This window comes from Sphaerospermopsis reniformis (assembly GCF_005402885.1).
Taxonomy (GTDB): Bacteria; Cyanobacteriota; Cyanobacteriia; order Cyanobacteriales; family Nostocaceae; genus Sphaerospermopsis; species Sphaerospermopsis kisseleviana.
The window spans coordinates 1-4,987 of sequence record NZ_BJCE01000317.1 but is presented as its reverse complement, the minus strand read 5'-3'; the positions used below and the strand labels follow the sequence as shown (position 1 = coordinate 4,987).

6 protein-coding genes and 2 pseudogenes are annotated in these 4,987 nt (G+C 36.6%); 6 read left to right on the top strand and 2 right to left on the bottom strand.

Annotated features, from left to right (window positions below):
* Positions 1 to 409 precede the first annotated feature (409 nt).
* Positions 410 to 646 carry a hypothetical protein gene (locus FFR48_RS29725; RefSeq protein ID WP_236104179.1) on the top strand — a complete coding sequence of 79 codons (237 nt, stop codon included), beginning with the start codon at positions 410 to 412 and terminating at the stop codon, positions 644 to 646.
* Positions 647 to 659: 13 nt separating this feature from the next.
* Here the strand turns inward: FFR48_RS29725 and uvrB are convergent, their stop codons facing one another.
* Positions 660 to 2,657, bottom strand: coding sequence for an excinuclease ABC subunit UvrB (uvrB, locus tag FFR48_RS25300; protein WP_137669268.1), 1,998 nt, complete (start codon positions 2,655 to 2,657; stop codon positions 660 to 662).
* A 353-nt stretch (positions 2,658 to 3,010) separates the two neighbouring features.
* Here uvrB and FFR48_RS25295 point away from each other — a divergent pair, with 353 nt between their 5' ends.
* The 5 genes and pseudogenes from FFR48_RS25295 to FFR48_RS25275 form a co-directional block, all read left to right on the top strand.
* Entirely contained in the window at positions 3,011 to 3,364 is a 354-nt protein-coding gene (locus tag FFR48_RS25295; protein ID WP_096565459.1) for a hypothetical protein, read from the top strand.
* Between the two features lie 45 nt (positions 3,365 to 3,409).
* Positions 3,410 to 3,703, top strand: a complete 294-nt coding sequence (locus FFR48_RS25290; protein ID WP_162501963.1) for a hypothetical protein — start codon at positions 3,410 to 3,412, stop codon at positions 3,701 to 3,703.
* Between the two features lie 35 nt (positions 3,704 to 3,738).
* A complete protein-coding gene (locus FFR48_RS25285; RefSeq protein WP_096572553.1) occupies positions 3,739 to 3,921 on the top strand; it encodes a CsbD family protein in 183 nt (60 codons plus the stop codon).
* Positions 3,922 to 4,076: 155 nt separating this feature from the next.
* Positions 4,077 to 4,514 (top strand): hypothetical protein, encoded by a 438-nt coding sequence (locus FFR48_RS25280; RefSeq protein WP_137669267.1) that lies wholly within the window; start codon positions 4,077 to 4,079, stop codon positions 4,512 to 4,514.
* A gap of 59 nt (positions 4,515 to 4,573) precedes the next feature.
* A pseudogene (locus tag FFR48_RS25275) lies at positions 4,574 to 4,864 on the top strand (hypothetical protein); the annotation flags it as partial.
* Here the strand turns inward: FFR48_RS25275 and FFR48_RS25270 are convergent.
* Positions 4,863 to 4,987: pseudogene (locus FFR48_RS25270) on the bottom strand (photosystem II q(b) protein); the annotation flags it as partial. The pseudogenes FFR48_RS25275 and FFR48_RS25270 overlap by 2 nt on opposite strands.

Sequence of the window (4,987 nt, the reverse complement as noted above, 5' to 3'; positions counted from 1 at the left end):
TTGAAATCCCAAAAAATGCACACTTTTTCCGGTATACCCTTCAAAACCCTTGCACTAATTTCTGTGTTTATCAGCCTCTAACCTTTGATATATCAAGGTTTTAGGTTTATTCAGCAAACCCTACTTATTCAGGACTAACTTTAGCTGAACTTGCACATATTATCGAGAAAACAGAATATGATATTTATGTTCAATCTAATGGATATTTACCAATTAAAGAATATCGTCATAATTATCCAACCGAAAGAGCAAATGTTGTAGCTGAAGTCCAGTTTACTTGGCGACAAGTAAAAAAAATCGCAATTCCTATTAATCTAACAGTAAGCTGTTACACAGCTAAATTGTATAATCCTAATATTCTGAACTCTTGTTTAACAGGCAAGATGCCTGTTCCACTTATACAAATTAAATGCACAACAGCTTAGATGACGCAACAACTGATGCCGCTATTAACAGATTTACCACTCAAGCAGTTGATGGTTATGATTTGCTGATGCTTGAAGCTATTAGCAAAGCAGGAGCAGGAACAGTTAAGATTATTACTGATGATATGGATTATAGTGTTGTTCCAGGTATTCAGGTGTTTACTAGCAACAAATATGTCATTCAAGATGCTGCTATTCAGAAGAAGTTAGTAGTGCGCTAATTATAAATTAGGTTTACCTACCCAACATTTTATCCCTTAAATGCTTGATGCGATCGCGCAATTTTGCAGCTTCTTCAAACTCCATCTTTTTCGCAGCATCCTTCATCTGTTTTTCCAACACAGTAATTAACTCTGGAATATCCTCCAAAGCAAATTCATCAATATGTTCATCAACCACTTTTAAATCACTAGCATTCAACCGCCGTGAAACATCTAAAAATGATAAAATTGCATTACTTGATTTCTTAACAATCGGTTGCGGAGTAATTCCGTGCAGTTTATTATAAGCCATTTGAATACCCCGTCTTCTATCAGTTTCTTCAATCGCTTTAATCATACTATCCGTTAAATTATCAGCATACATAATTGCCTTACCGTTGATATGACGCGCTGCACGGCCAATAGTTTGAATTAACGAACGTTCTGCACGCAAGAAACCTTCTTTATCTGCATCCATAATAGCCACCAAAGAAACCTCTGGTAAGTCCAAACCTTCCCGCAATAAATTCACCCCTACCAAAACATCAAACTTCCCATTTCTTAAATCTTGTAAAATTTCAATTCTTTGAATAGAATTAATCTCAGAATGTAAATATCTAACTTTTATTCCTCTCTCTTCCAAATATTCTGTTAAATCTTCCGCCATTCTTTTAGTTAACGTAGTAATTAAAACCCGTTCTTTCTTATCAACTCTATCCTTAATTTCTCCTAATAAATCATCAACTTGACCTTCCGTGGGACGAACAAATATTTCTGGATCAACTACTCCAGTAGGTCTAATTACTTGTTCTACAATCTTATCTTCAGAAACTTCAATTTCCCAACTTCCAGGAGTTGCAGAAACGAAAATACATTGATTAACCTTTTGCCAAAATTCCTCAGCTTTTAAAGGACGGTTATCAGCAGCACTAGGAAGACGAAAACCATGATCAATTAAAACTTTTTTCCGTGCTTGATCACCGTTGTACATTCCGCGAATTTGTGGTACTGTAACGTGAGATTCATCAATTACTAATAACCAATCTTTGGGAAAATAATCAATTAAACATTCTGGTGGTTCTCCCGCTTGTCTCCCTGCTAAATGACGAGAATAATTTTCTACACCGTTACAATATCCCACTTCTCTTAACATTTCAAGATCATAACGAGTCCGTTGATCTATTCTTTGTGCTTCTACTAATTTTCCTAATTCTTCTAATTTTAATTTCTGTGATTTTAATTCCGCAGCGATATCAGCACAAGCAATTTCTAAACGTTCTTCTGGGGTGACAAAGTGACGCGCAGGATAAATATTGACTTTTTCTAAACTGCTGAGAATTTCTCCAGTGATAGGATCAATATAACGTATTGCGTCAATTTCATCGCCGAAAAATTCAATTCTAATTATTCTATCTTCGTAAGCTGGCCCAATTTCTAAAACATCACCACGAACGCGAAATTTACCTCTTCCCATTTCTACATCATTGCGGCTATATTGCACAGATGTTAAATCTCTTAAAACTTGCCTTTGGTCAACTTCCATACCTATTTCTAGTTTAATTGCGGCTTTGAGGTATTCTGCGGGCATCCCTAAACCGTAAATACAACTAATGGAAGCAACAACAATTACATCACGCCTTTCAAACAGAGAACGAGTTGCAGAATGTCGCAGCATATCTATTTCATCATTGATCGCTGCGGTTTTTTCGATGTAGGTATCAGTGACGGGAATATAAGCTTCTGGTTGGTAATAGTCGTAATAGCTAACAAAATACTCGACTGCGTTATGGGGGAAAAATTCCCGTAACTCGTTACATAACTGGGCTGCTAGGGTTTTATTATGTGCCAGAACTAGGGTAGGTTTACCAACTTTTTCAATAACTGCGGCGATAGAAAACGTCTTACCCGTTCCCGTCGCACCGAGTAAAGTTTGATAACGATTACTCGCTTGGATGGTTTTCAAAAGTTGAGCGATCGCCTGTGGTTGATCACCTGTAGGAGTAAAAGGAGCTTGCAGATTAAATTCCATGATCACTGTTTCGTTAAATCTACCCTTTCCTATAGTAGCGACATCCTATATGGTCTACCATTTCTTGCGTAGGGGTAATTCATGAATTACCCCTACTTCTGTTCTACGCTGCGTCAGTCCTCAAGAGGTCGGGGATCTGAAAGCAATCAAGATTTAGCAATACTTGTTTACATAAATTAATAGTTTAAGTTTACTTATGTATCACTTTTGAAGAAACTTATATATATGGGTTGTTTTTTAGAGTTAAACTCTACATATATTAGGAAAAAATACCTTTCCTTAATTATTGTAAAATTCACGTAACCAGCTAGATGCGTTAGTTTACAAAGCATCTTAGCAGCAAAGGAGATAAAAAAGTGGAAGAAAATAACCAAGGTAATACAGAACAAGCTTCTCAAGGAACAATTGTAGTCGCTGGAGAGCGTCCTATTGGTAGCAGTGGGTTACAAGTTGCAGGAACAGTATCAATTGCTGGTTTACGTCCTATCAGTACAAGTAGCTTACAAGTAGTTGAAACATACAATGCAATGGGTATTCGTCCCATTGGTGCCAATACCTTCAGCGTTGTAAACAGTATCAACTTATCCGGAAATCGTCCCATCGGTTCTAGTGCGTTGGTAGTTTCCGAAAACTATTCAATTTTTGGTAATCGTCCAGTAGCATCAAATACAATTGATGACTCTGATATTTTGATGGGTTTTCTAGACTAATTTACCAAAATTATCCTCATACTTTTATCAATTGATAATTGACAATTGACAATTGATAATTGTTTCATTCAAGGCTTCCGCCGTGAGCGTCAGCCATACGGTTTAAAAGCTCCCCTTTCCAGGGGAAAAAACCAAAAAAAATCCGCTTTTTCAATCCTCTTCCTTGAAGAGAGAGGTCATTTTCAATTTTTCCCAGTCTTATTCATAAACTGGGATTTTTTATGGGAAAAATGCCAAAATCAAGAATCAGAATATTTGCTTATTTATTCCTTTTTGTATAGATATTTAACATCAACTGTATACCTGATGGTGGAAGTAATCAGCCTATATTACCGCTAGTGTGGAATAGTAATTGCAAACAAATAGGACAACAAATGACTTTAGAAGAAAGAGCAAAAGCTACAGCAAAAAATATTGAAGGTAAAGCACAAGAAGCATTAGGAAACGTTACTGGAGATCCAGAAGATAAAACAGAAGGTAAAGCTAAACAAGCAGAAAGCGAAGTACGTCACGCTGTAGAAGATGTCAAAGATAACGTCAAGAAAAAGCTTGATTAATAGTTCGTAGTTGCGATTTATCCCTATAGGTTCGTAGTTAGCGATTTATCGCTAAATTCCCATATTTTTTAGGGCTAAAGCCCTAACTACGAACCTTCCTGAAAATAGGACTTAAAAATAGGACTTAAATTTTTATTTGTCTGAGGAGAAAAATTATGAATCTAATTCAGGAGAGTCGTAAAATTTTGACTGCTTTTGTGTTGATTTTAATATTAACTTTAACCTCTGCTTGTGGTGGGGGAAGAGTTGCAGAAGTTGATCGCTCAACGACTCCAGCGGTGGGAAGAGATGTGACTTATGCTGAATTAGAACGTGGTAATACTCCCGCAGGGCAAAATTTTGGTAATTGGGTTGTACAAACTTCTAAGGGGTTAATTACTGATGCTTATGTGCGAGATAATAATAAGCTAGGTGTGGTTATTTCTCCTCAAGTTAGTCCTAATGAAGTGCGTCCTTTAGCGAGTTCTTTGGTACAAGGTTTTAGAAAGAATTTTCCTAATCAGGATGTGAAGGTTTTGGTATATAGTCCTGATAAAAAACTAATTTTGACTGCTGATTATGTTGCTCAGACTAATCAAATTAGGTATAGCTAGGAGGATTGTTTTTCAAATATTAGGAAATTAAAAACCCTCAAATATAGGAGATAATTAAAGTGAGAAGTAGTGAAGAATATAGACGTAATATTTTACAAGATTTGGCGCAGGGAAATGTAGAATCTTTGGATAATCCCAACGCCATGACAACGGATGAGTACGAAACCTTTGATGATTTTGCTCAACGCACAACCAAGGATCAAAGAAGACATTTATTTAATCAATCTTTGCATCCAGAACGTATCCCTCCCAGTCAAATGGATCCGGAATTACAAAAGGCCATTTCTCAAATTAAACCGAATGAAAGAGATGATGTTGCAAGAGCATTTTTCAAACAATTAAAGGAAAAGAACCGTGCATTGCAGAGAACAAGCTACCACCGAATACACCAGCTACACCTAACATGTGGAAGGGGTGCATCAAGATGTTGTGTTCTGCTTGGAACACGATCATGAAGTTGAATGTACCGGAGA

What these genes read in the sequence shown, in the direction of transcription:
- FFR48_RS25285 (WP_096572553.1), top strand. Translation starts at nt 3,739, where the DNA reads ATGACTTTAGAAGAAAGAGCAAAAGCTACAGCAAAAAATATTGAAGGT.
- FFR48_RS25280 (WP_137669267.1), top strand. Translation starts at nt 4,077, where the DNA reads ATGAATCTAATTCAGGAGAGTCGTAAAATTTTGACTGCTTTTGTGTTG.
- FFR48_RS29725 (WP_236104179.1), top strand. Translation starts at nt 410, where the DNA reads ATGCACAACAGCTTAGATGACGCAACAACTGATGCCGCTATTAACAGA.